Annotated in this window: 16 protein-coding genes and 6 pseudogenes; 7 read left to right on the top strand and 15 right to left on the bottom strand. The window is 61.6% G+C overall.

The window, feature by feature from the left end; all coding sequences use genetic code 11:
• Positions 1–5: 5 nt before the first annotated feature.
• The 7 genes and pseudogenes from P0R35_RS15630 to P0R35_RS16870 all read right to left on the bottom strand — a co-directional run.
• Entirely contained in the window at positions 6–428 is a 423-nt protein-coding gene (locus P0R35_RS15630) for a DUF7568 family protein (RefSeq protein WP_284014881.1), read from the bottom strand.
• Between the two features lie 3 nt (positions 429–431).
• Positions 432–923: a DUF7995 family protein gene (locus P0R35_RS15625; RefSeq protein WP_284014888.1), complete on the bottom strand. Its 492-nt coding sequence runs from the start codon at positions 921–923 to the stop codon at positions 432–434.
• Between the two features lie 104 nt (positions 924–1027).
• Positions 1028–1444, bottom strand: coding sequence for a DUF8025 family protein (locus P0R35_RS15620; RefSeq protein ID WP_284014880.1), 417 nt, complete (start codon positions 1442–1444; stop codon positions 1028–1030).
• A 74-nt stretch (positions 1445–1518) separates the two neighbouring features.
• A pseudogene (locus tag P0R35_RS15615) lies at positions 1519–2179 on the bottom strand (DUF6735 family protein).
• A 12-nt stretch (positions 2180–2191) separates the two neighbouring features.
• Entirely contained in the window at positions 2192–2626 is a 435-nt protein-coding gene (locus P0R35_RS15610; RefSeq protein WP_284014879.1) for a hypothetical protein, read from the bottom strand.
• Between the two features lie 85 nt (positions 2627–2711).
• The gene (locus tag P0R35_RS15605) at positions 2712–2900 is read right to left on the bottom strand and encodes a DUF8012 family protein (RefSeq protein WP_284014878.1); all 189 of its coding nucleotides are present in this window, start codon (positions 2898–2900) and stop codon (positions 2712–2714) included.
• 50 nt (positions 2901–2950) lie between these two features.
• A pseudogene (locus tag P0R35_RS16870) lies at positions 2951–3101 on the bottom strand (biosurfactant protein 1); the annotation flags it as partial.
• 134 nt (positions 3102–3235) lie between these two features.
• Between P0R35_RS16870 and P0R35_RS15600 the strand changes: the two are divergent.
• Entirely contained in the window at positions 3236–3787 is a 552-nt protein-coding gene (locus P0R35_RS15600) for a DUF7342 family protein (protein ID WP_284014877.1), read from the top strand.
• Positions 3788–3794: 7 nt separating this feature from the next.
• Here the strand turns inward: P0R35_RS15600 and P0R35_RS15595 are convergent, their stop codons facing one another.
• The 8 genes and pseudogenes from P0R35_RS15595 to P0R35_RS15565 all read right to left on the bottom strand — a co-directional run bounded on the left by P0R35_RS15595 (position 3795) and on the right by P0R35_RS15565 (position 7706).
• Positions 3795–4247 (bottom strand): toxin-antitoxin system TumE family protein, encoded by a 453-nt coding sequence (locus P0R35_RS15595; protein ID WP_284014876.1) that lies wholly within the window; start codon positions 4245–4247, stop codon positions 3795–3797.
• Positions 4244–4756: a winged helix-turn-helix domain-containing protein gene (locus tag P0R35_RS15590; RefSeq protein ID WP_284014875.1), complete on the bottom strand. Its 513-nt coding sequence runs from the start codon at positions 4754–4756 to the stop codon at positions 4244–4246. Before P0R35_RS15590 ends, P0R35_RS15595 begins: the two co-directional genes overlap by 4 nt.
• 77 nt (positions 4757–4833) lie before the next feature.
• Positions 4834–5346: pseudogene (locus P0R35_RS15585) on the bottom strand (transcription initiation factor IIB); the annotation flags it as partial.
• A gap of 39 nt (positions 5347–5385) precedes the next feature.
• Positions 5386–5523, bottom strand: a pseudogene (locus P0R35_RS16865) (PIN domain-containing protein); the annotation flags it as partial.
• 38 nt (positions 5524–5561) lie between these two features.
• Positions 5562–5801: pseudogene (locus P0R35_RS15580) on the bottom strand (DUF7437 domain-containing protein); the annotation flags it as partial.
• 26 nt (positions 5802–5827) lie between these two features.
• Positions 5828–6337: a DUF8154 family protein gene (locus P0R35_RS15575; protein WP_284014874.1), complete on the bottom strand. Its 510-nt coding sequence runs from the start codon at positions 6335–6337 to the stop codon at positions 5828–5830.
• Positions 6330–7025, bottom strand: coding sequence for a nucleotidyltransferase domain-containing protein (locus tag P0R35_RS15570; RefSeq protein WP_284014873.1), 696 nt, complete (start codon positions 7023–7025; stop codon positions 6330–6332). Before P0R35_RS15570 ends, P0R35_RS15575 begins: the two co-directional genes overlap by 8 nt.
• A 100-nt stretch (positions 7026–7125) precedes the next feature.
• Positions 7126–7706, bottom strand: a pseudogene (locus P0R35_RS15565) (DUF7342 family protein).
• A 73-nt stretch (positions 7707–7779) separates the two neighbouring features.
• Between P0R35_RS15565 and P0R35_RS15560 the strand changes: the two are divergent.
• The 6 genes from P0R35_RS15560 (at position 7780) to P0R35_RS15535 (ending at position 23070) form a co-directional block, all read left to right on the top strand.
• A complete protein-coding gene (locus tag P0R35_RS15560; protein ID WP_284014872.1) occupies positions 7780–10047 on the top strand; it encodes a hypothetical protein in 2268 nt (755 codons plus the stop codon).
• A 138-nt stretch (positions 10048–10185) separates the two neighbouring features.
• Positions 10186–12699, top strand: coding sequence for a Piwi domain-containing protein (locus P0R35_RS15555; protein ID WP_284014871.1), 2514 nt, complete (start codon positions 10186–10188; stop codon positions 12697–12699).
• A 76-nt stretch (positions 12700–12775) separates the two neighbouring features.
• Positions 12776–16237, top strand: a complete 3462-nt coding sequence (locus P0R35_RS15550; protein WP_284014870.1) for a PD-(D/E)XK nuclease family protein — start codon at positions 12776–12778, stop codon at positions 16235–16237.
• Positions 16234–20295 (top strand): UvrD-helicase domain-containing protein, encoded by a 4062-nt coding sequence (locus P0R35_RS15545; RefSeq protein WP_284014869.1) that lies wholly within the window; start codon positions 16234–16236, stop codon positions 20293–20295. Before P0R35_RS15550 ends, P0R35_RS15545 begins: the two co-directional genes overlap by 4 nt.
• A 423-nt stretch (positions 20296–20718) precedes the next feature.
• Positions 20719–22284: a hypothetical protein gene (locus tag P0R35_RS15540; RefSeq protein ID WP_284014868.1), complete on the top strand. Its 1566-nt coding sequence runs from the start codon at positions 20719–20721 to the stop codon at positions 22282–22284.
• Between the two features lie 129 nt (positions 22285–22413).
• On the top strand, positions 22414–23070 hold the full coding sequence (locus P0R35_RS15535) for a hypothetical protein (RefSeq protein ID WP_284014867.1): 657 nt from the start codon (positions 22414–22416) through the stop codon (positions 23068–23070).
• Positions 23071–23112 lie beyond the last annotated feature (42 nt).

Here is a 23112-nt window from a genome sequence, read left to right as displayed (position 1 = left end):
GGCGGTTACAGCTGTTCGAGAACGTGGTTGGGCCGATGCGTCCGATACTGAACAGCATCGAGCAGGACATCAAAGACGCCGTTATGGGTAGTTCCGGGTCGGACGACACCAGCGAGCCAGTCGTACCACCGCTGGACTTTCGCCCCGTCTGCCGCCTTCTCGCCGACGCGAACGTCGTCGTTCGGACACTCCGGGCAGTTGAGGTCCGGTGCGGGCCGCTCCCGGAGCTCGTCACGGAACGATGTCGCATCCTTCGTCTCGTATCCCCGCGACCAGACCGGGTAGCCGTCGACGAGAATCACCCCGCGCCACTTGTACCGGTAGGAGTCCGGCGCACGATGCAGCACGGCTCGCGCACCGGTCTCGGTGTTCCGATACGCAAGCGTCGGCGAGCGGCTCTCGCGTCGCCAGTTGGTGATGCGGGGCATTGTTCAGAAGTGGACGTCAGCGGGAACGATCCAGAGCTCCTCACTCTCCTCGAGGAGTCGGTCCAGCTGTCCACGGTGGCGAATGCCGGTCCCGTGTTCGGTGTACAGGAAGATCGTCGGGCCGTCGTACGCACCGACCTGGTGGAAGGCGTGCCGGGCGAGGTCCTCGTCGTGCATGATCTCCTCGTCGGAGAGCTCGTCGATGGCCTCCTTCACCCGTTCGAGATTCCGCTCGAATTCCTCCTTCGTCGCCTCCCTACCACGCTCGAGCAGGTCTTCGCCGTCATCAGAGTCGACGGGGGCTGCAGTCGGCAACTCTCCCCATCGTTCTTTCCCCGCAACGGACGTGTCCTCCTCGTCGAAGGTCACAAAATAGTCGAAGACGGCGCCGGCGTGTGGGTCCGCGCCGACCAGGCGGTCGAACACCGACTTTCCGGTGGCCAGCGCGTCGTCGTGCGTCGATGCCTCTACCAGGGCGTAAATCACCAAATGCATCTCAAACACCTCGAAACGCCGACGCACTGGGTGTCGTTGCTCGCTCCAGCTGCGCCGGCACTCATCGCCGGCGCTCGAAAAACTCTCCTCGTGACGGCTGATTCTCAGGATTCGTCCGCTCGTTCGACAGTGATGGTCAGGTCGCCCGATTCGTAGTCTGCCTCGAAGTCAACCGCGAACGCGTCCGACTCGTAGGCGGCGTGGTAAGCACGGTGGCGTTCGAACGAGCCTGTCGCCTTGAAGTGGAAGAACGCGGCCGCCGTGTAGGGCTTGCTCTGTGTTTCGACCTGCGACTCGACGGATGCGGGGAGCGCGATTTGGGGCGTCTCCGTGTCGATACTCGCAGCGAACTCCTTCGCTTCCTCGACGGTTGCTTGCGAATGTGCCGGTGTCTCGCCGGTCAGCACGTTCACCGGAGTTTCCGTGTCGTCGGTGAACAGGACGTCTTCGAAGGTGTGTGTTCCGAGGATCGCCTCGGGATCCAACTCGCAGTCGTGAAACGGGTCGTCCTCTGAGGTCATCGAATCACGAGCCTATGGCGTGGCTCACCCATTCCGACCCCTGAAAAACAGCAGTTGCCACGTAGCAGATCCAACTAGGAGTGGTTGAGGCTCGCCTTCTCAAAGGGTGATTCTCCGGTCAGGATGAGCAGCTCCTGTCGGTCTCCGACTCGCTCGGCCAGCTTCCGTTTCAGGTACTGTCTCGCCGTCGACGGCGTGAAGACGCCCTTGTCGAGCATATCGCCGACGACGTCTTTGAGGGCCGCGAACTGTCCCTGCAGGGGCCATCGCCGACCGGCTCGCCGTCGTACCAGCGCACCGTCGCAAGCGCGCCGTTCCCGACTATATCTCCCTGATCGACCGTCTCCGAGTCGTACTGGACGCCGAACCACAGCGTCCGATAGGCGGTCACCTCGAACGTCGACGACACCACGAAGAACGCCTCGTGGTGGAGGTAGTCGAGGTGGTCAGCGACGATCTCGTCGAGGGTGAGCCCGGTGGCACGGGGCTTCGGCTCGACGACCGTCGGCGGTCGATCCTCGTCAGCGAGGTAGCCGTCGACCGCATCTGCCTCGAGGCCATCGGCCAGTTCCGCCAGCAGCTGTTTCACCCACTTGGTGTCGTGTCGTCGCCACCGAATGGCGACTCAGCCGAAATTCGGCGCTTGAGCTTGAGGTTCGCTGCGCCCCAATGGCTGTAGTGGAGCGTGTACTGTCCGTCTGTGCGTTCATACGCAACGAGTGCGCGGTGTCCCATTGAACAATCACCTCACGGGGCGACCGCGACTGGATCGCCCCGCACCCCTCCCGGGGGACGAACAACGCTACTCGTCGATCGGGTCGGGGACCTGAGGTCCGCGTGGAGGACTTCGCCGTCGCGAACGACGTACCGCTTCGCCAGCACTGGGAAGCGACACTTTGTGAACCCCGTTGCCTGGATGTCGAGTTCCTCGTCAGCTTCGAGGTGGTCGGCGAGTTCTTGCAAGAATTCGTGGGTCACGATGCCGCCCTCGTAGTCCGGGAGGCCGTTCTCCCGCGCCTCGTACACTTCGAAATCGTCGAATCCCCAGATGGTGAGTTCGCCTTCGTCGGTGACCTCCCAGCTGAGCGTTCCGAAGCAGTGGTTCTCACAGAGCTGGCGGACGGCCTGTGGGTCCGATACGATCGCGCCGGTTGACGTCGTCGCAGCTTGTAGTGTCGCCATGTCTGGACTCGCGGGAAGCCCCGCACCCCTCTTGGGGGCGATAAACCGACACTGGAAGTGACCTTGGCGTCGACGGCGATGACGATCAGTCGTCTGTTGGGGCGTCTGGTCCGCTCCCGTCTTCTGGTCGCGTGAGTAGGCTCACTTCTTCTAGGAGGTCTCTTGCAGTCTCGACTCGCTCTCGATCCGCGTCGTCCAACTGGTCGACATCAAGCCGGTTGAGATTGCTGAGCACACAATGCATCCGGTAGCCTTTTTCGACTTGCTGATTCATCGGAAGCGCCTCACCACTCGCCTGCGCAGAAAGACTCGTTACGAGACTGTCGTCGGCGCATCAGAGTCGCCACCAGTGTTCGTCGCGACGCGTTGCCGCCAGGAGGTCACTCTCACACCGGTCGTCCAGCATCGTGTCCGGGATGTGGGATGCCTCGCCGGTCGGCCGTAGTTCCGCAAAGTCAGAATATCTGTCGTGCATCGGTTGGCTCAACACTTCTGTCGGTTTCGCATTTCAATGTCCGGACGCCTCTGCCCGTAACAGACTCTCGATTATGCGAGAGAGTACAAACATATGGGAGTGCGGCACGAACCCTGTTGCAAGAGGTGCCATGCATGTCGGAATCCCCACGGAATGGCCTCCAGTCGTGGACTGAGTTGATGAGCGCCCGCGACCGTATTCGAGCCGTCGCCGAGACGCTTCGTGAACCCCGGTCGGTTAACTGGATCAGCGAGCAGGCCGACGCCGCCTGGAGCACGACCAACGACGAGCTCCAGGACCTCGTCGACCAGGGCCAGCTGCGACGCGTCGAGGCCGGCGAGACGACACGTTACCAGCCTGACTACACGCGCCTGCTCTTCGAAGAGATCCGGACGCTCATCGAGGAGAACACGCGCGAGGAGCTGCGCAACGAACTGGCCGCGATTACCGAGGAGAACGAGGCGTGGCAGGCGACCTACGACGTCGAGACGTGGGAGGAGCTCGAACAGTCGCTCGCCGACGGTGATCTTGTAAGTGACGAACTTCACGAACGCCGTGACGTGATCACGCGGTGGGAGGGGAATCTGGAAGACCGCCGCCTCATCAAGCACGCATTGGCGCTCTACTCGGATGTTGAAGTCGCTCGTGAGCAGATGATGGACGTGGCTGACCGTGTCATCCGCTAATCCCGTCTCATGGCGGGTTTGATACGCTATTCAGATGGTCGAGGTCGTCGTTTTCGTACGCTGCTCGCCACATCGCATGGACGGCACGCGTCACGAGTGAAACCTCGGTTACGTCGACACAGGACGGTTCGGCCTCCGTTGTCGCGGCCTCGGGCGGAGGGTGGAAATGAATATCGGGTGAGTGTGTGTTCGGGTGGCGATCGAAGCGCCAATTGACGTCGTCACTATCGACGTAGTGGAACGAATACATCCCCAGTTCACTCCACTGGATATCGAGCCGGGCGCTCTCGACATCGCCCAACCCATCGCTGAGACTGATCTGCAGTTCCGTGGGGGCGACGACGTCGTCGTACGCTGTTTCGTCGACTAACGGCTCAAGTTCGAGCCACAGGTCACGAATCCGCTGGAGCGCCGGAAGGTAGATCGGCCCGAACTCGCCGGCGCGGTCGTCGCCGTTCATACCGCGAACTGGTGGCTGGCCTCGTCGTAGGCGAGTGCGGCTTGGGCAACGGCGAGATTCTGCCGCGTCGTGCGCCATGCCGTGAGATCGTCCCAGCCCTCCGTCTCGTCGGCGTCGAGTAGCTGGGCGAGGTCTTCCGGTGAGACTACGTCGTAGCGGTCCTCGTAGCGCCGGATTTCGGTTTTCATCTCCTGGATGCTGTCGAGTAACTCCGGCCGATCGACTTCCTCCCGGAGCTCGCGGATCCGGGACATCAAGATCCGGTCGCTGTTGCGCTTGTACAGCGTTGTTTGGCCGTCCTGTTCCGTCTCGGCGAACCCGGTGTTCACGAGGGTCTTGCAGTGGCGACGTGCCGTCGGCTCGCTCACAAGGGCACGGTCGGCGATTTCGCTCGCCGACAGCCCGTCGTGGGTCTGTTCGACGATTTCGTACACCCGCTCGAACGGCGTGGTCTCCTTTTTCCAGTCCGCCTTGACTTGCTCGTTGACGTCCTCCCACGTTTCGGTCATACTGGGTGCTATGCGCACTATGAACAAATAATTTCCTGAGAAAACTATACACCGGCGATGCTTGTGCAGCAGCGTTGTCAGGCTATCTGCTCCTCTAACGTCTCGTGGTGCGTCCGGACAGTCGTTGGCGTGACGTTCCTTGTCTCCGCGACGTCGCTTTGCGTCACCCACTGCTCCTGTTCTTGCCCGGCATTGTAGAGGCAGGCCGCTGCGAATCCAGCCGGATGGACGCCCGTCGTGACGCCGCGCTCCTCGGCCTCCTCCGCGAGGGTTCGGGCCCGCTGTCGGATCTCGTCCGGACACTCGAGGTCCGAGGCGAGTCGCGGCACGAACATGCTGGGGGAGACGGGCTCAGCGGGGAGGCCCAGCTCTTCGTTCAGCGTTTTGTACGCGTTCGTGACCCGTGACTCCGCGACGCGGGCCATCTCGCTGACGTCATCCACCAACCGCGAGCGGCCGTTGCACCGGCAGGCTCCGTAAACGCTGGCCGCGGCGATGGCCTCGATGGATCTGCCACGATGCAGATCCTCGGTCTGGGCGCTCCGGAAGAGCTGACACGCCTGGTCGCGAACCGAATCGGAGAACTCGAGCGGCGCCGCAACCGTCGCCCAGCCCTCGTCGATCGCGGTGTCAATCGGCACTTCCTCGACGTCGGTGTCTTCGATTGTTAGCTCCTCGTACACCCGTTCGGGAAGGACGAAGGTGACGTCGTTCCGGCGAGCGAACCGCCGAACGGCCTGGTACCGGCTGTTCGACGGCTGCCCCATCGCGACGAAAAGGCCGGTGTCGGCGATGTGGAGCCGGCTCACGCGTCGTCAGCTGCGTCGCCGTCGTTGATGTCCAACTCGTCGAGTCCTGCCCCTGCCTCCTCTATGTCGTAGTGCTCGTGCACTACGGGCCGGGGCGCCTGGAGGATCATCTCTGCCGCCAGCGGCGAGATGTCGAGGTCCTCCGCCATCAGCCGGTGGGTCACTTCCCCACGCTCCCGAGCGACGGCGTAGGTGAGCGCTGTCGCGAGCCCGGCGACGCCGTGGCGGTCGATATAGTGCTCTCCTGAACTGTTGAACGTAGTCAGTCACACAGACAGACGCCGCCTTCCCGGATCTGGCTCACTGCGAACTGATGGACAGCGCCGGCGAGGTCAGTCATTGCTTCTGCCTGCTCTTCGGTTGGACGCCCCCCGCCGTAATAACTCTCTGTCCGGTTCTCGCTGTAGAGGTCCTTCATCGCCTCTGCAGTCTCTCGCTCAAACAGCCCGATCTGGTGGGCACGCTCGTAGCTGAACTGGTGGTCTTGAAAGTCCTGAAGCGTATCGTTCGTCATCGAGAGCGCGTACGCCTCGATCGACCGTTCGATCGCGCCGAAACAGACCTCGATGACGGCCGTGTAGTACCCATCCTGTGACTGGAGAATGTCAACGACCTCGAGGAGGCGGCACGCTTTCGTCAGCTGTGTCTTCCAGTCTTCGTCGGCACTAATCCCGTCCTCGAACGCTGTTCGACCGCGTCCGACCATCTCGAAGGCATCCTGTGCACGGTCGAGTGCTGTGAGCACAGCGGTCGGGTCCGAGCCGTTACTCATCAGTGGCTCCTTCCTCCAAGAGGAGGTTCTCGACGGTTTCGAAGTCATTCGTCTTGTAGACCGGAATCCCTGATACGACGATCTCTCGTATGTCTTCGGTGTACGCCGGGATCGCCTGGACGGCCTCGACATCGATATCGTAGGCGTATCGGTCACCATCGAACTCCGTATCTTCGAGGTCACGGGCAATGACGTTCGCTTCTCGTTGGCTTTCGGCCCGCCCAGACCGAGTTAGCACCCATAAATCGATATCGCTCCGCCGATCAGCCTCGCCCCGAGCCACACTCCCATAGAGAATGATGCCGACGATGTCGTTGATGTTCTCACGAAGCTCCGTAACCGCAGCTTTGACGGGTTGATGGTACTCTGGTTGGGGGACCCGGAGGATCGGATCGTCTGGAATCGATAGGCGCTGTCTGTTGATCTGGACGAGTCGCTGGTTGCTTTCGGGCGATTCGACGACCAAGTCGTTCGCGCTGAGAACGTTTACTGCCCGTCGGACGGACTGATGTGAGTGACCGATCTGTGTCGCGAGTTCTCGCAGTGAGAAGTCACTGAATCGGTGGTTTGTTAAAAAGAGAAGGACGTCGCTCGTCGCCTTATGTTTGAATAAAGTCGGATCTGAAGGGGGTATTGAAAGAGAAATAGCTGCCCCAGACGAATTCGTACTATCCGCCTCGCGGTTCATGTGCCGTACCACGGACCACTACTATAAAAACATTATACGTGATTCGGAATCTGCTTAAATATTTATCTGCCAGCGACGGACGTGCGGAGAACGAGGTCCGTCACCTCCGGGCCTCACCACGTTCGGTCGCTGGGGCTAGAAAGTCCCACTCTCGGATGGCAAAACCCACAATTTCGATTCGCCGTTGAAGCTGTTCCCACTCACGCGCGAGCTCTCGGCGACGATCCTCTTCGGTGACGTCGAGTACCTGGTCAGCGATCGTCTCGCGAAGTTGGTTCAGTGACTCGACTGCGAACTCGTCCTTCCATCCTCGGATCTGAGCGTTCATCTCGGTGAGCCGTTCGGTAAGGTCTTCGACGGTGTGGTCGCTGTCCCGAAGGCGTATGGCCTCCGTGAGTGCTTGACGACGATAATCTGGAAAGTATGTCGTGTGGCCCCGGTGTCGTCACGGTGGAGGATGCCGTCGTCGACGAGATGTTCGAGGACGCGCTTGGTAGGCCCGTGTGACCACTCTGCTTCGGAGGCGATCCAGTTTGCTGTCCGCGGCTCTGAAACCTGTTGGGCGACCATCCGCACCCGGTCTTCACCCGTGGGTTGGCGTTTCATCGGGCCCTCGGAAATCGATTCACCTCCAGTCATACAACCCCGTTCGTACTGTGTCATAAAATAGGTCACAGGCATCTAGTCCATAGACTAGTTACGATCTGATCTTGGCCTAGAAAATACTTATTAATGTGGAATACTGCTGGACCGTATGGATGAGCTGACGGCGAACATCTCGTTCGAGCGGTTCGTCGACATGCCGGATTTCTACGGGTCAGGAGCAGCAAAATATCGGCTCGCGATGGTCAAAGATCGGGATGATTTCCTCGATCTCTTCGAAGGTGCTCAGCACGTAGACGCTGTAACGTACGCAGAGACCCCGGAATTGATGGTCACGATGTTGACCGACTACGGCATCGACTCGCTCGATGTGTTAATTGGGAACTCTGAGGATTACGCTGACCGGGTCAATGAGGTTTCGACGGCACGGTCCCTCGTCGAATTGCGACAGGAAGGGAGGCTCACAATCCGATTAAAGAATCAGAAGACTGTCCACTCGAAGATCTATCGAATCGTTATGCCTGACGAGACGGTGAAGTTGGTCCACGGCTCGGCAAACCTCTCTCGAAATTCGTGGGAATACCACACCAACCAGATCTCCGTATTCACTACGACTCTCGGGTCCCAACTTGATGAGGAGTTTGAGCGGTTCATCGACGAATACCGGGATACCTACAGTAGTAGAACGCTCCTCGATGGTCTCGTTGAAGCACTAGAGAGTGCTGATTCCGCTGAGGAGCGAGAGGAACGAATCGAGTACTGGGTCGGAGCAGGCGAGCTTGATGTGAGCGACATTGCCGCGATGAACCAAGACGCAACCGGCGATGTGATGGCCGTCGCGAACAACATCACCGCAGTCGTAGAAGATCCGGAGATGGCAGACGAGACGGTTGCATTCATTGAGGAGCCCGATAACGCCGATCGGAATGTAATCGCACCCGACCAGGAGAGTGGTGACTCTGACGGATCCACGTCTTCTGATCCGGACATTGGCTTGGTGGAGTCAGACCATGAGACAGGGTTGACAGAGACGCTCGATCGGCCTCGCGTCCGTGCGCCAGACGAAAAAATCCGGATGGGAACGAGTGTCGTCGACAAAGACGTCGCTGACGATCTCGGTGGAGCACTTCGAAATCGCGGGGCGACTGTCGAAGATCACAGTATCACAGCCCCGTTGAGCGCATACAACAATCAGGTACAGGAGTCGACCAAGATTCCCGTGATGAAGGTCCTCCCCGAGACTGAACAGCTAGTTATCGGCGACGAGGAGGATATGATTCTCGTTGCGACTGAGGATGCGACTCCAGAGATACTCGATCACTGTCTGTCTACTATCGAGGCGTATATCGAGACCGTCGAAAACCACGGACACACGCAGACGGAGACTGCTGTGATGGCTCAGATGTACGAAGCATTTCTCTACGGGTTCTGGGCCCCATTCGCGAATCAGTACGCCAAAGCGCTCTCCTCGCCTTCGAGAACGCTGGACAATGTACTCCAGCATCTCTACATCGAAGGGAAGAGTGACGCTGGGAAGGACAAACTGACTGAGTATATTCTCCGCCTCGTCTCTGACAATACGGTCATTTCGGGCGTCGATGCGGACGAAGTCGGAGTAAAGGAAATCCGTGGAATCCGTGAGTGGGACACCTGTTTCCCGTACGCGATCATCGACGCAGAGAAAGAGAAGATCCAACGATGGAGCCCCATCCGGAATTACTGGGGAGATTGGACGCCAACCAGTGTGGATCAGCCATGTTTGATCTTCACGACGAACGACAAGCTTCCCAAGTCGGAGTTCCGGAACCGGATGAAGATCCTGAGTATGGACGTCTCGTTCCCTTCGAACCCCGAGGACCCAGGCTTCCACGACGCACAAGATGACCTCAGTGAGGTACTGGAACAGCGGAATCCGATCTTCAGTTACGTCGCCCGGAGGATGCTGACTGAAAAGCCGTGGAACTCGGGGAAGGGAACGATCGAAGACGTGCGCAGGATCTTCAACGATTTCTACGAGATTGCAGACAGAGAGAAACCCGACTATTTCCCCGGTGAGAAGCCTGCCGAGAAACAATACGACACTGGTCGGTTGAAATGGAAGCGTGATATTCGCGGGGGTCGAGTCACGTTCGAGTCGGAACCAGGAGCGATCACCGCGAACTTCGACCGTGAAGACCACGAAGTGTACGACTACGAGAAGCGTCTCGACAAGCGATTTATGTCGGACAAGTCCGGCCGGAGTGTGTACATCGGGGCACCCGAAGAGTTCGCTGCATGGGCTGGATACACCGTCGAGGAACTTCTCGATAACCCCTCCGAGGTATCCAGTAGCGACGAGGTTTCGATGACCTCCTCTGGAGGCAACTCGAGCGAGTCTGAGGGGTCCGAAGGATGGTTCTCTCGCATTTTCAGTCGTTAACCCGGATTTCGACAACTCAGTGGGGTGTTTAGCCTGGTCGATGTTGTGGTCTCATCGAGGGAAACTGGCTAGCATAATAATACACATCGAATTGTTTTCTCCGAAAGTGATTTATCACTCCCGCCTGAGCTAGCGACGATGACAGATCAATCCGACATCGAGGATGGTTCTCTCATCGACCTGTCCGTACAGGTCGTCCGGGAACTCGATGCAGGACCAGAGCGGATGGCGCGTCGAATTCTTGTGCGCGATGTTGTGGGGAACGAGTTTTCGCTGGCGATCTGGGTGGACAACGCCCTCACTGACTTCGAATGGCGGCCTGGTCAGTGGTACCAACTCGAGCACGCCCGAGGTAACGTACACAACGAACAGAAGAGCCTGAACGGTTCTTCATCTCTTCAGGCAACCCCCATCGAGCCGCCGGAATTGGCATCCGAGTCGTCTGTCGGTGATATCATCGCTTCAGTTGAGGACGGACAGCCGTATCTTACGCTATTCGAGTTGGAGGGCGATTTCGAGACGGTCGACGTCTACGAGTACACGATCGAAGCCAACGGTACCTTCGAGAGATCTGCGATGGACCAGACGTACAGCCTCACGGCGTTCCTCCGGCGACGGTTCGGCGGTGGTGTCACACACGCTGGTCCAATGACTGTTCTCTCGACACGTCGCCTAGAAGACATTCTGCCTCACCCTTTCAGCTTCTCCGAGGTAGATGCCCGCACTCTCTCCGCTTCAAATGAGACGGACAACAGGAACATTGTCCGCCTTCTCCAGCATCTGCTGAAGGAGGCAGTCGACGAAGCATCGTACCGAGCCGACCGTATCAACGACATTCGGCGTCGTACCCCCGAGCTGACCGATGAAGAAGGGCTCGTTGAGGCGTATCGTGCGTTCGAGTGTCGCGTGCACGTGACGAGTGAAGGTGCCGCGTTCGTTGGCGTCGAGACTAAACTCCGTGCACGGAGTCGCGTCACAGCAGATGTCTACGCCACTGCGACCGGCTCAGACCTATCCGAATTGGTCGGAACAAGAATCGAGCACGACCGCGAGCGGTACAATGTCGGCGGAAGCGGCCGGCTACACAGTGTACGAGATGAGCGGTTCACCGACCCGCTGAGTGACTTCGGCGGGCAGTCGCTTGCAACGTGGTACGAGGAGAACGACCGCGTTCCAGAAGACGTTCTCGGGGATCTTCGTGAGGAGAACCCACGTCTGGTCGACGTAATGTATCCGACCAAAGACGATCCGAGTGTTCACGTACCGAACCTACTCCGAGTATCACCACGCAAGGAGGTAGTCAAACGAGTCGCTCCTGCGTTCCACCGTGAGTGGGATCGCTCTGCGAAGGCCCAACCCGACGAACGGTTTAGAGACGCGATCGAGTTTATCGCCGATCTCGATACAGTCCCTGATATCGGTGTCGAGGTCGACCCCGCTCCAACAGGCCCGAGCCTCGCGTACTTCTCACACGAAGTGGACCGTGACGATAACCTCCGATTTTCGGATGACCACGTCGCTACGCTCCCCAAGAACGGACTTAACAGAGGAGTACTCCGGACGCCCGACTCGTTCGACGTCCAGTACTTCATCCCGGAACGGTTCGAGTCCGAGTCTCGGCGCTTCCTCGGGGGGCTCGCGAGTACACTTGACCGGATGGGTGCTTCTCCGACCAGTACAACGGTTACGACGTACGAACTCGGGCCGTCACTCGGCTACACCGAACCGCTCGCGGATGTGGATGCAGACATCGTCTTAGCCGTTGTCCCAGAAGCCAGCAATGAGTTCATCCGGGACGGCCTGATCGACGATCCGTACCCGGAATTCAAGAAGGGGCTCGGTGGTGACGGTGTGCCGTCCCAGATGGTGACGACCGATAACCTCGACAACCAATGGGTGAATCAGAACACGGCATTGGGACTGATCGCCGGTGCTGGTGGGATCCCGTGGTGTATCGATGAGATGCCGGGGGATCCAGATTGCTTCATCGGACTCGACGCGACGCGCGATCCCGATACAGGGCAACACCTCGGTGCAAGCGCGAACGTCGTCTTGGCTGACGGCACAGTCTTCGTTTCGAAGACACAGCGGCTGCAGTCGGGCGAAACGTTCGACGAAAGTGCGATCCGTGACGTGATCAAAGACGTTCAGCGAGAATTCGTCCGACGAGAAGGGGAGTCACCATCGCACGTGATCGTCCACCGGGATGGCCGACTGTTCGAAGACGAGGCAGCCATTCGAGAGCCATTCGCCGACGCGGGGATCGAGATGGACATCCTCGATATCCGCAAGAGCGGAGCCCCGAGGATCGCGACCAAACGAAACGACGAGTTCAGAATCGAACAAAAGGGGCGACTGTTCGTCAGTTCGACCGACGACCACGGGTTTGTGGCGACGACAGGCGCGCCAGAGTTCACCGATGACCACGGATTGGGAACACCCCGAACACTCCACGTCGTCCGCCGTGCAGGAGATACCTCGATGTTGACGCTGCTCGAGCAGGTGTACTGGCTGAGTGAGGTTCACGTCGGCAGCGCCGGGCGAAGCGTCCGGCTCCCGATCACGACCTACTACGCTGACCGATGTGCTGAGCACGCGAGGAAAGGGTATCTGGTCCAGGGAGAGCTCGTAGAGGGGGTCCCGTACATCTGATGCGGGTTCTGATCGAGTACTCGTCCACGCGGACCACACACATTCAAGCACACTGCTCGTGTGGCCGGACGGACAGATGACGCGGCAGGTCCACGCCGACGTGTGTCGCTCGGATGCCGAGTACGCCGCGCTCGAAGCTGCTGCGACGGAAGCATCTCGAGTACCAAGTTCGGTCGTCTATCTCGCACCGACATCCGCACAACCGGAACGTATCCGCCGGACGTGGCGTGAGATAGCCAGCCCGATCCAACTGCAGATACGGAGCTTCGAGGACCTCGTCACCGACGCGCTCGAACGCGCGACGTTCCAGACGCGCACTAACGCCCTCACCGCCGAAACACGTCTACGCCTGGTCGAGCAGGCTGTCGACGGACTCGACTCGTCTCACCCACTCGTCTCGACTCGGACCACTGCGAGTGCACAGACGTACTCGCAGGCGGAGAACCTCCTCTCCCTGCTTGAGTTCGCTGGTCTCGAGGACGCCGATTCGGTTCGCGACGACCCCCGCCTCGCCACTATCGACCCACGTATTAGAAACGCACTCGCGGATCTCTATGCTGCCTTCACCGCCGCTCGCGACGCACACGCGGACGTTACTGGAACGCGACCGTCGATCCGAAGCGAGCGGTATCGAACGGTCCTCGACCACCCGAACGCACTCGCCGCCGAACTCGCTCCGGCGTCCACGGTCGTCTTCGGTGGCTTCACCGTATTCTCCCCGCTCGAACGTGACCTCGTCGCGGCGATCGCCGACGTGGTCGACCACGCTCGGGCTATTCTCCCGCTCGCAGGTGACCCGGATGACGGTCGACTCGTCGGGATCGACAGCGCGGTCGAACGTGCGGCGGTCGCGTACGATGACGCCGGGTTCGCGTTCGACCGCTCCACGCCGACTACGCCATCGGAACTGCTCTCGGAACGACTCTACCGCTTCGACGACCGAGAGCCGCTGTCGGCCGCCACAGTCGAGAGGGCGGGTATCGAGCGCCGGCAGTTCCCCACGGCTGATCACGAACTCCGCGGCGCGTTTCGACAGGTGACCGACTGGATCGAGGCCGGAACGATACCCTCGGACCTCGCGGTCGTCGTCCCCGACCTCGCATCTCGAACGGACCACGTCGCCGAGGCAGCGGCTCAGTACGGTCTCACTCCCCACATCGCTCGTGAGGTCGGGCTTGCGAACACCGAACTCGGCGAGGTGTTGGTCAACGCCTTCCGCCTCGGCGACGACGATCCCACCGTCCGTGACCTGATCCGACTCGTCGACAGCCCGCTCGTGGACGCCGACTGGCCCGACGAGCCGATCGACGCGGCGACGATCCTCACCGCCGGAAGCGCGCTGGAAGCGACCGACCTCGAGACCCTCACTGCGTACCTCGATGCCGACGAACCGGGTACAGTGGATGCCATCGGGTGGCTCCGGCGTCGGTGCGCTCGCTTCACAGACTGCACGGCCGCAACCGCCGAAGACCGACTCGTGGAACTGCTCACCGACCTCGGCGTGCTCGACGGCGACGTGGACGACACCTGGCGTCTCGCAACTGCGCGCGAAAGTGGGTGGGTTGTCGCCCGCGAGCGCGCTGCGCTTCGGGGGGTGCGCGACATCGTCGACTCCTTCGAGGGCGCACGGATTCCCGGGGACGTCGCATTCGCCGAGCGGCTCCAGACGGCGCTCGACTCGATGACGATCGATGTCGAGGCAGGGACGACCGACGACGTTCGCGTGTGCACACCGAGTGCGGCCGCACACATCAGCGTCGATGCGGTGTTCGTTTTGGGCCTGACCGACGACCGAACCCCGAGTAACCCGACACGGCTGGCGTTCGCCCGCAGCGTCAACGACGCACACTCTGATTTCGCGGAGAGCGACGCCGTCCTCCAGGCTCGCCACGCGATCGGAACCCAACTTGCTGACGCCGACACGGTTGTGCTCTCGCGCCCGTTGTACACCCCTGACGGGGACGAGACGGTTCCCGCAGACGTCCTGACCGAACTGGAGCGGGTCACCGCCGAGGACGCCATCCCGACCGAGCAGGTCGGTAGCATCGACATCGCCCCCCGATCGCGCGAGGATGTGCAACGTCGCCTCGCGAGTGCGCTCGCTGACCAGCCCCTCGCTCGCGACGGGACGACGACGGCCGGGGAAGTGGAGCTCCTCGATGCCGTCGCCGACGCCGACGCGTTGGCGAACGCCTCCGGCGAACCGACCGAACGGCTTCGTGCTGGAGTCGCGTGTGCGGCAGGCCGCCGAAGCCCGCGCACGACAGCCTACGATGGGGACCTCTCTCCGGAGACGATCGCGCAGTTCGGTGCGGCATCGACGCCGCTCAGTCCGTCCCGCGTCGACCGATACGTCACGTGCGGGTTCAAGTTCTACGCGCGGACAGTCCTCGACTTCGAGGAGCCGGAGGCGGCGCCGTTGGAACTCGACGCACTCGAGAGCGGACGGCTCGTCCACAACGTGTTCGCGCGGTTCATCCGTTCGCTACAGTCCGAGCCCGGCGAGCCGGTGGCGGTAGGGACGGACCAGTCGTATCACACCGCGATGTACGAGGCCGGGATCGCGGAGATCGAGCGGCCGTACGTCCAAGCACACGACACGGCGTTCCACGATGGGTGGCTGCAGCGCCTGTTCGCGGGACTCGACCCTGCGGGGACGAACGAGTACGACGGGCCCGCCGGGTACGAGGGCCTGTTGGTGCGCGCCCTTCGGAGTCTCACCGACGAGACGAGTCGCTTCACCGCTCGCCCGGCGTACGTCGAGGCCGACGTGGGTGTCGAAGCGGACGGCCCCGTCGACGAACCCGTCGCGACGACGGGACGTGACGACGATCCGGTGACGCTGTTGACCGAGGAGCCAGTCGACCTCGTCCCCGACGCGCCGTTCCGCTTCCGCGGGAAGGTCGATCGCGTCGACGTCGTGCCGGACACGTCCCCGACGCAGATCACCGCGATCGACTACAAGACCGGGTCGCACCCGAACGTGACCGACATCCGCGAGGGGACCAGTTTCCAGTTGCCTCTGTACCTCCGACTCCTCGAGGAGGCACTCGGACCGGGGTTCGATCCCATCGGTGCGGCGTACTATACGCTCAAGCTCCCGACTGAAGCCGGAGTGTCGGCGTCACCTTTCACCAGCCGACTCCACACGGCCCACTACAGAAGTAGCGGCCAACCACTCCGGCGAAACGGCGTCAGTTCACTGTTCGACTACCACCGAGATCCGGCCGCGGAGCCCTTCGCGGAACTCGACTCCGGTAATGGAGAGGAAGAGACAGATTTGGACACAGACGAGCGGTTCTACGACTTCCTGCACGAGACACTCGATGACCGACTCACGACGATCACGAACGCGATGACCGAGGGCGTGTACCACCCGACGCTGTTGGAGGCTGACGATGCGAAGTGCGATTACTGTGCGTACGCAGACGTCTGTGACGTCCGCCACCACCAGCGTGTCGACCGTGCCGACGACCACGGGCTCGAGACGGCGTACGTGCCGGATGCCGTCAGGCCGTCCACGGGGGGCGGGCGATGATCGACGATGACCGCCTCAAGCCCGAGCAACGTGCCGCGAAGGACGCACTCGATCGGAACGTCTCCCTGAGTGCCGGTGCGGGGACGGGGAAGACGACCACGCTCACCGCCCGCTACGTCGCGATCGTCGAGCGTGAACTCGCAACCGTCCGGGAGCGCCTGGACGATGGGTCGTACACCCGTGAAGCGGCTGTCGAGCACGCGGCGTCGATCCCCGAGCACGTCCTGACGACGACATTCACCGACCGCGCTGCCGCGGACCTCACCGGGACGGTCCGCGAGGAGATCAACGCGAAGCTCTCGGTGGCCGACGACGAGGAGACGTTCGCGCTGTGGCGGGCCGTCGGTGACGCACTCGATGACGCGTACGTCCAGACGCTCCACAGCCTGTGTCGACGGTTGCTGGAGGAACGGGCCATCGGGGGACTCGACACCCCTCGTGTCGACCCCAGTCACCGACTCTCGAAGTACGGGATGACGTACGTCGACCTCGATGTCGGGTTCGATGTCGTCGAAGAGGACGAAGCGGAGGAACTGGCCCGCGAGGCGGCCGCGGCGACGCTTCGCGAGGAAGAGTCCGACGCGATCGGGACGCTCGCCCGCCGCTACGACCGCGGCACCGTCGAGGACATCTGTTACGACCTGCTGACGACGTCTCCACGCTCCGACGCGTACGCGTGGCTCGAGTGGATGGCCGAGGTCGACGACGCGGATGCGTATGCCGAACGGATCCTCGGTCTGGCTATCGAGGTCTCCCCCGAGGACGTCCTGTCGGTTTGGGACGCTATCGCTGACGCGCTCCCGGTCGTGTTGGCGAACCGAGACGCAGGATCAGCGAACCCGACGAAATGGGCGATCAATCCGATTGTCTCGACAGCTGAACGTGTCGGGATCACGGACCACGCCACCTTCGAGTCGGCGTCGTATCTCGACCGAGTCGAGTTCGTATACGGGCTCGCAGACGCGGTGACAAAGGGGAGCGGCGAACAGTACGACCACGATAGCCTCTTGCCCACGGCACATGACCCGGATGCCGCACCGGAGAACGACACGGACCGACTGTATACTGCGGTCTGGCAGATTACGGAGGCCGTCCCAGCGGATTGGTCGGGACAGTCACTCAACAGCGATCTCGAACACGCCTCCTACGAGTACGTCGAGGCGTTCGCAACCGTCGCGACCGCGGCCTTCGAACGGTACGCCGAGGCGAAACACCGCGACAACGTCGTCGACTTCGGCGACCTGATCGCGTTGGCCAACCACTTCCTCGGCCAGCTCGACGCCGCCGACCGCCGAGAGTTCGGCTTCTTCGCCGACGGGGTGCCGGACGGCCCCGACGGCTACGTGATGGTCGACGAGTTCCAGGACACCAACGCCGACCAGTGGCGCGTCGCCCGGCTGCTGGCGTCACCTGCTCCCGACGACGTCGACACGACGAACCTGTTCGTCGTCGGCGACGACAAGCAGAGCATCTACCGCTTTCGCGGGGCGGACGTGTCCGTCTTCACCGAGGCCGACGAGGCGCTCGCGGCGGCGAACGACCGCGCGGGCGTCGCTGTCGAACAGGCCCCGTTGACGACGAACTTCCGGACGCTCCCCGAGCCGCTGCACGCGATCAATGGCCTGTTCGACCGGGTGTTCCCGCGGCGCGATGGCGATAGTGAATCGCCGACCGGCGAGTGGGCCTCCACAGACGAGGACGGCACCGTCGCCGCGTTCGAGGCGACGAGCGAGCCGCTCGAGAGCGCGCGGCGGTCGACGACCGGCGACGGCGACCGCATCGCTCCGAGCGTCGAGTACATGCCGGTCCCCGTCGACGCCGAGCAGCAGGCCGACCTGCTGCCCGACGGCCACCAACTCCGGGAGGAGCGGCGCGACGACGGGAACGCCTTGGAGGCAAAGGCGGTCGCGACCCGTGTCGCACAGTTGCTGAGCGACGGAACGAGGGTGTTCGAGGCGGTCGACGACGACCATCCGGAGTACGACCGCCTCGCGCACGACGACGATGGCGTCCCCGTCGAACGCACCCGCGATGTCGAGCCCGACGACGTAGCCATCCTGTTGAGTTCCCGCGGCGGGCTCGACGAGTACGAGCGCGAGCTCCGCGAGTTGGGCGTGCCCTACACCGTGATCAAGGGTGCCGGCCTGTTCGACTCGCCCGAGGTCACGACGCTGGTGAACCTTTTGCGCGTCCTGGTCGACCCGACGAACGACCGTGCGCTCTACGGGCTCCTGCGGTCGCCGATGTTCGGACGGACCGACGATGAGCTCGCGCAACTGGCGGCCACCCGTGGCGCCGACGAGTCGCTGTGGACCGCGCTGCAGGCAGCCGACTACGACGAGTGGGTGGCAGTCGCCGAGGACCTCCACCGGTTCCGAGCGTACGCGGGCGCGGCGGACCACGACGAGTACGAGCGTGTCGCGACGTGGAGCGCCCTCCTCACCCGTGTGCTGGACGAGACGGGCTTTCTCGCGACGGTCGGTGCGGACGAGCGCGGCGACAAGGCCGTTGCCAACGTCGACGAGTTCCGTTCGCGGCTGCGAGCGTTCAGCGAGGACGGCGTCCACAGCCTCGCGGAGGTCCTCGACCGGATCGAGCGTCGTGCCGACAGCGATGCTCGCGACGCGGAGGCGAACGTCGTCGAGTTCGATCACGGCGATGGCGATGGTGGCGGCGTCAACCTCCTCACAATCCACGAGTCGAAGGGCATGGAGTACGAGATCGTTGTCGTCCCCAAGCTCGGACGGAACTTCCAGAGCGCGAGTGGGGCTCGGCTCGCAGATTCCGTCGAGTTTGAACTTGTCGAGGGAAAGGGTGATCGCGTACCGTTGTTCGGAATCAAGGGTCCCAACCCAGAGGATCCGTACGACGACATGGCGACAGTCGCTCGCGATATCGCGCAGCAGCATCGGCGGGCCGAAGAACGGGCCGAGCAGAAACGACTGCTGTACGTCGCGGCGACACGGGCGCGTGACCACCTGCTCCTCTCGGGGCAGCACAAGGGAGGCGACGACGACTATCCGGCGGGTTTCGAAGCACCAGATCCCGAGAGTGCGACGACATGGCGCGATTGGGTGCAGGCGGTGCTGTTCGACGGTGTCGGCTGTTCGGATGGGGACGACGCCGCGGCAGTGGTCGGCCACCTCCGACGCGATGGCGAATACGAGCGGTCGCTTCCGTACGACCTGCGAGGGGAGCAGGCAGTCGGCAGCGTCACCGTTCGCCTCCCGCCCGCCGATGCGACGTACGACACGCCCGCCTCGACAGCGGACCTCGGAGTTGCGGAGTTCGTCGACGGGGTGACGACCACCGGCCCGACGGTACTGGAAGTCTCCCCGAGTGACTGTACGGCGCTTCGTCGGAGGGAGATGCGACTGGAGCGGCACGGTAACCGGATCGTCGCAGTCGATACAGACGACACTGCTCGCAGCCGAAGATCCGACCACGAGTCCGGGAGGACGGCCACGCCGGGCGATCTCCCGGCGACAGCGTACGGAGAACTCCTCCACCGGTTGTGTGAGGTCCAGCCACCGGACGACCGCGTGCACGACTTCGCGAGAGAGGTCCTCGCCGGACACGACGACCCGGTCGTCGTCGATCAAGGGAGTCTCGACGACGTGCTCGACGCCGCGGCCCGTACTGCCGACCAGGCTCGCACACGGATCGACGAGGTGCTCGCGGGAGTGGGCGAGGACGTCCTCGCTCGCTACGACGAGTACCGACTCGACGTGGAGATCGACGGCGACGACCTCGGCGTGGACCGCGTCGACCTCGGTGGCGAGATCGACCACCTCGCGGTCACCGACGACACCTACCACGTGTTCGACTACAAGACCGACCGCGCCGGATCCGATGACGCCGACGCGCTCGTCGAGGCCCGAATGACGCACCACGAGCCACAGATGCTCGCCTACGCTGCGGCGCTACGGGCTGCTGATCCGACTCGGAACGTGGTCGTTCAGTTGGTGTTCACCGACCTCGACTGCCACGTCGCGAGGATGGACGAGACGGACGACGCGATCGATCGACTCGTCGATATGCTAGACACGCACATCTGAGACCATTCGGAAGAGCGAAATATCACAGAGGAATCCTGGGGATGTCGCAGGGAGCGCTGCCCGAATACCCACAACAATCGGGTCCACTTCCACGATCCACCATCCGCGACTGAAGTAACATATCTCGATCTACCTTCGGTTCACCCGCTCGAGGTGGACCCGACAGTTCTAGTGACGATACAACAGCGGGTCGATACGCTCTCGGACTCTACACGACGCGTTCACTACGTCCTGCGGATAGTTCGTTTGGTCTCCGAGTGAAGTCGTATGGTGGCGACGGAGGGTCTCTGAATTCGAGAAGAATAGTCGTTCGAACCGACAGAATCGGTTGAGAGGGACTGCGTCCGTCCGCACCAGTGATTGGTTCTCGATGCTCTGGAAATCACGTATCCGAGTAATACTCCCGACGGCGACTTTCCACGTATGAACACGGGGACACTGAAGCGGTTTGAGGTCGACTCGGGGCGGCTCTACTTTCTCCGAGTCGGGGATGACGCCACGAAGACAAAGCACGTTCGGATCATCCAACCGACGATCGAATCTATCCTGGAAGGGAACGAGCTCCCCGTTTGGAGTCGACTCTGCAATCAGGTTACGGGCTCGAGAGGGGAGAAGCTGCTTGTGATGACCGATCGTCGGTTCGTTATCGTCGATACCGAGAGCGAGCGAACCGACGAGATTCCACTGAGTCAGATTCGGCTGTTGTCGGTGGAATCGCCGAAAGTCCAATCGAAGCGTGCTGCCGTCAACGCGCTCGGTAGAGCGACGATTTTTACTCGAATCCCTACGGCCGTGTTACAGGCAAAAGAGCAACTGAAAAAGGAGCTGTGCATCACGACCGCTTACGCCACCGAGTATCGGTTCAACGGGTTCGATGGTGCGGATGCCGACAAGGTCTGTCGAGAACTCCAACTCAACCTGCGAAAGCTGCTTGAAGCTCGCCAGGACAGCGAGGCTCGTGCAGCAGTACTCGAGAGAATCAACGACAACATCGCACGAATTCCAGAGGCGGAGGTTCACCTCCCGGATGAATTTCTCGAGTTTGCGCTCGATTCGGACTCTCCAGTCGAGCACGTCCTCGCCTACCGGGCGGGCGTTCAGGCAGCCCGTGAGGGTGAGTCGTTTGCGAGCGTAACCTTCCGAGGGTATCGACCGGAAACCGAGAAGAGCTGGGAGCGAGGATGGGAGGAAGAGACCTCGGACCTTCCCGCTGCGGAGCGGGTGACCATTCTCGCTGATATCTTCGAAGACGAGAAAGCAAAACTCGAATCCGCGTTAGACCGCTCTCTCGTCCGTCCGGGTAACGAGTTCTTCTTGCCAGTAGAGAACCGGAGAGTAGCAATTGTAATCGGTGAGTGCACCCCCGACGCCGGTACGGATCGGGTGATCGTAACGAGTGCGACATCGTTCGAATATGCGAATCCCTTCCGGGATCCGGACACTCCGGAGCTCCCGTATTCACTAACCGATCCGGAAGCGAGAGAGATCTATATGGAGGGAGTCGGGGCAGCGAGCGAGGGGACGCACGTATCCGAGTCACCCTATCAGCGCACGGAGAAGTTGAATTATTGGAAAGACGGCTACGAACGGGAAGCTCGCCGCATCGGAGTCGACGTACCACACGTTTCTCCACCCCCGGAGCTCTCCGATCCACAACAGCGTGAGTGGTTCCGAGAGGGAGCCATGGCTGCGTACAATGGCCGACCGAAGAGCAGCGCCCCGGAGGATGACGGCTCGAGGGAGCGGCCTCTCTGGATGCGGGGGTACCTCGAAGAGACGGAAGCGATTCAGGATTTCAGAGAGTCCGGTAGGGACCGGCACGGTGGGGATCTCCTCGATGAGGGCGGTGACGCGATGGAACAGGCGGTGTACGAGAAAGGTCTCGCTGCGGCGTATGCTGGGAAATCGATCGACGACTGTCCGTTTGAGACGCATCCCTGGCGGGATATCTGGGCCAACGGATTCACCGCCGGCACGGAAGAAAAGTGAGTCACTGCGACACGACCACGTCTCTCGCCGCGCCGGCGCATGTCGAGCACCGAACTGACTGCCGAAACATGGCTCTATGTTGAGGCTACGTCTATGATTCCAGCATGCGTCAGTAGAGGCAGAGCCACGATGCTAGATGAACTGCTCGAATCGATCGCCGAGACGCTCGCTGCGGTAACCGACGCCGACGACAGCGTAGAACTCTCGGAGATCGAAACAGGCGCTGATGTGTCGCTGGAGGGGATTTTGAACCAACCGGGGGCTACGGATATCCCGCTAGCAGATCTCGATACTACCCCATCCGTCGACACGAGTCAGTTGGCGTTGACTGATATGGATAGCTCACCCGCTATGGATCTGGCGTACGAACTTATCGAATCGGCTGAAGCGTTCCCCGAGCCGGACCCTTGGTCACCCGTAAACGCAGCATTCGAAGATATCCAGTCCCACCGTGAAGCGGTCGCAGAGATGTCTCCGACGGAACTGCAGTCCTATATCGCGGCGACCCGGGCTCGGACAGCCGCGCTCGACACGCTGATGCAAGGAGAACAGTACGAAGCCGATGTGCGGAGCGACGTCTCCGAATCGGTGCGAAACCTCGCTGAGTCGAAGTCGAAGAGCTATGCCCCCTTTACCTACACGCCATCCGAAACCGGGCTGACGCTCTCCGATGTGAGCGCGCCCGTCGGAGAACACGAGACGACTGATCTGGGAAACGGTATCATCGAGCGCAACGGAAAACGGTACAGACGGTTGCTCAACAGCACCTACGACCGAATCGACTGATACGGCAGTTGAGGAACTGCCGAAAGTATCGGAACTTTCACC

This window comes from Halobaculum litoreum, from assembly GCF_030127125.1.
In the GTDB taxonomy this organism is placed as follows: Archaea; Halobacteriota; Halobacteria; order Halobacteriales; family Haloferacaceae; genus Halobaculum; species Halobaculum litoreum.
This window is presented reverse-complemented; position numbering and strand designations above follow the sequence as displayed.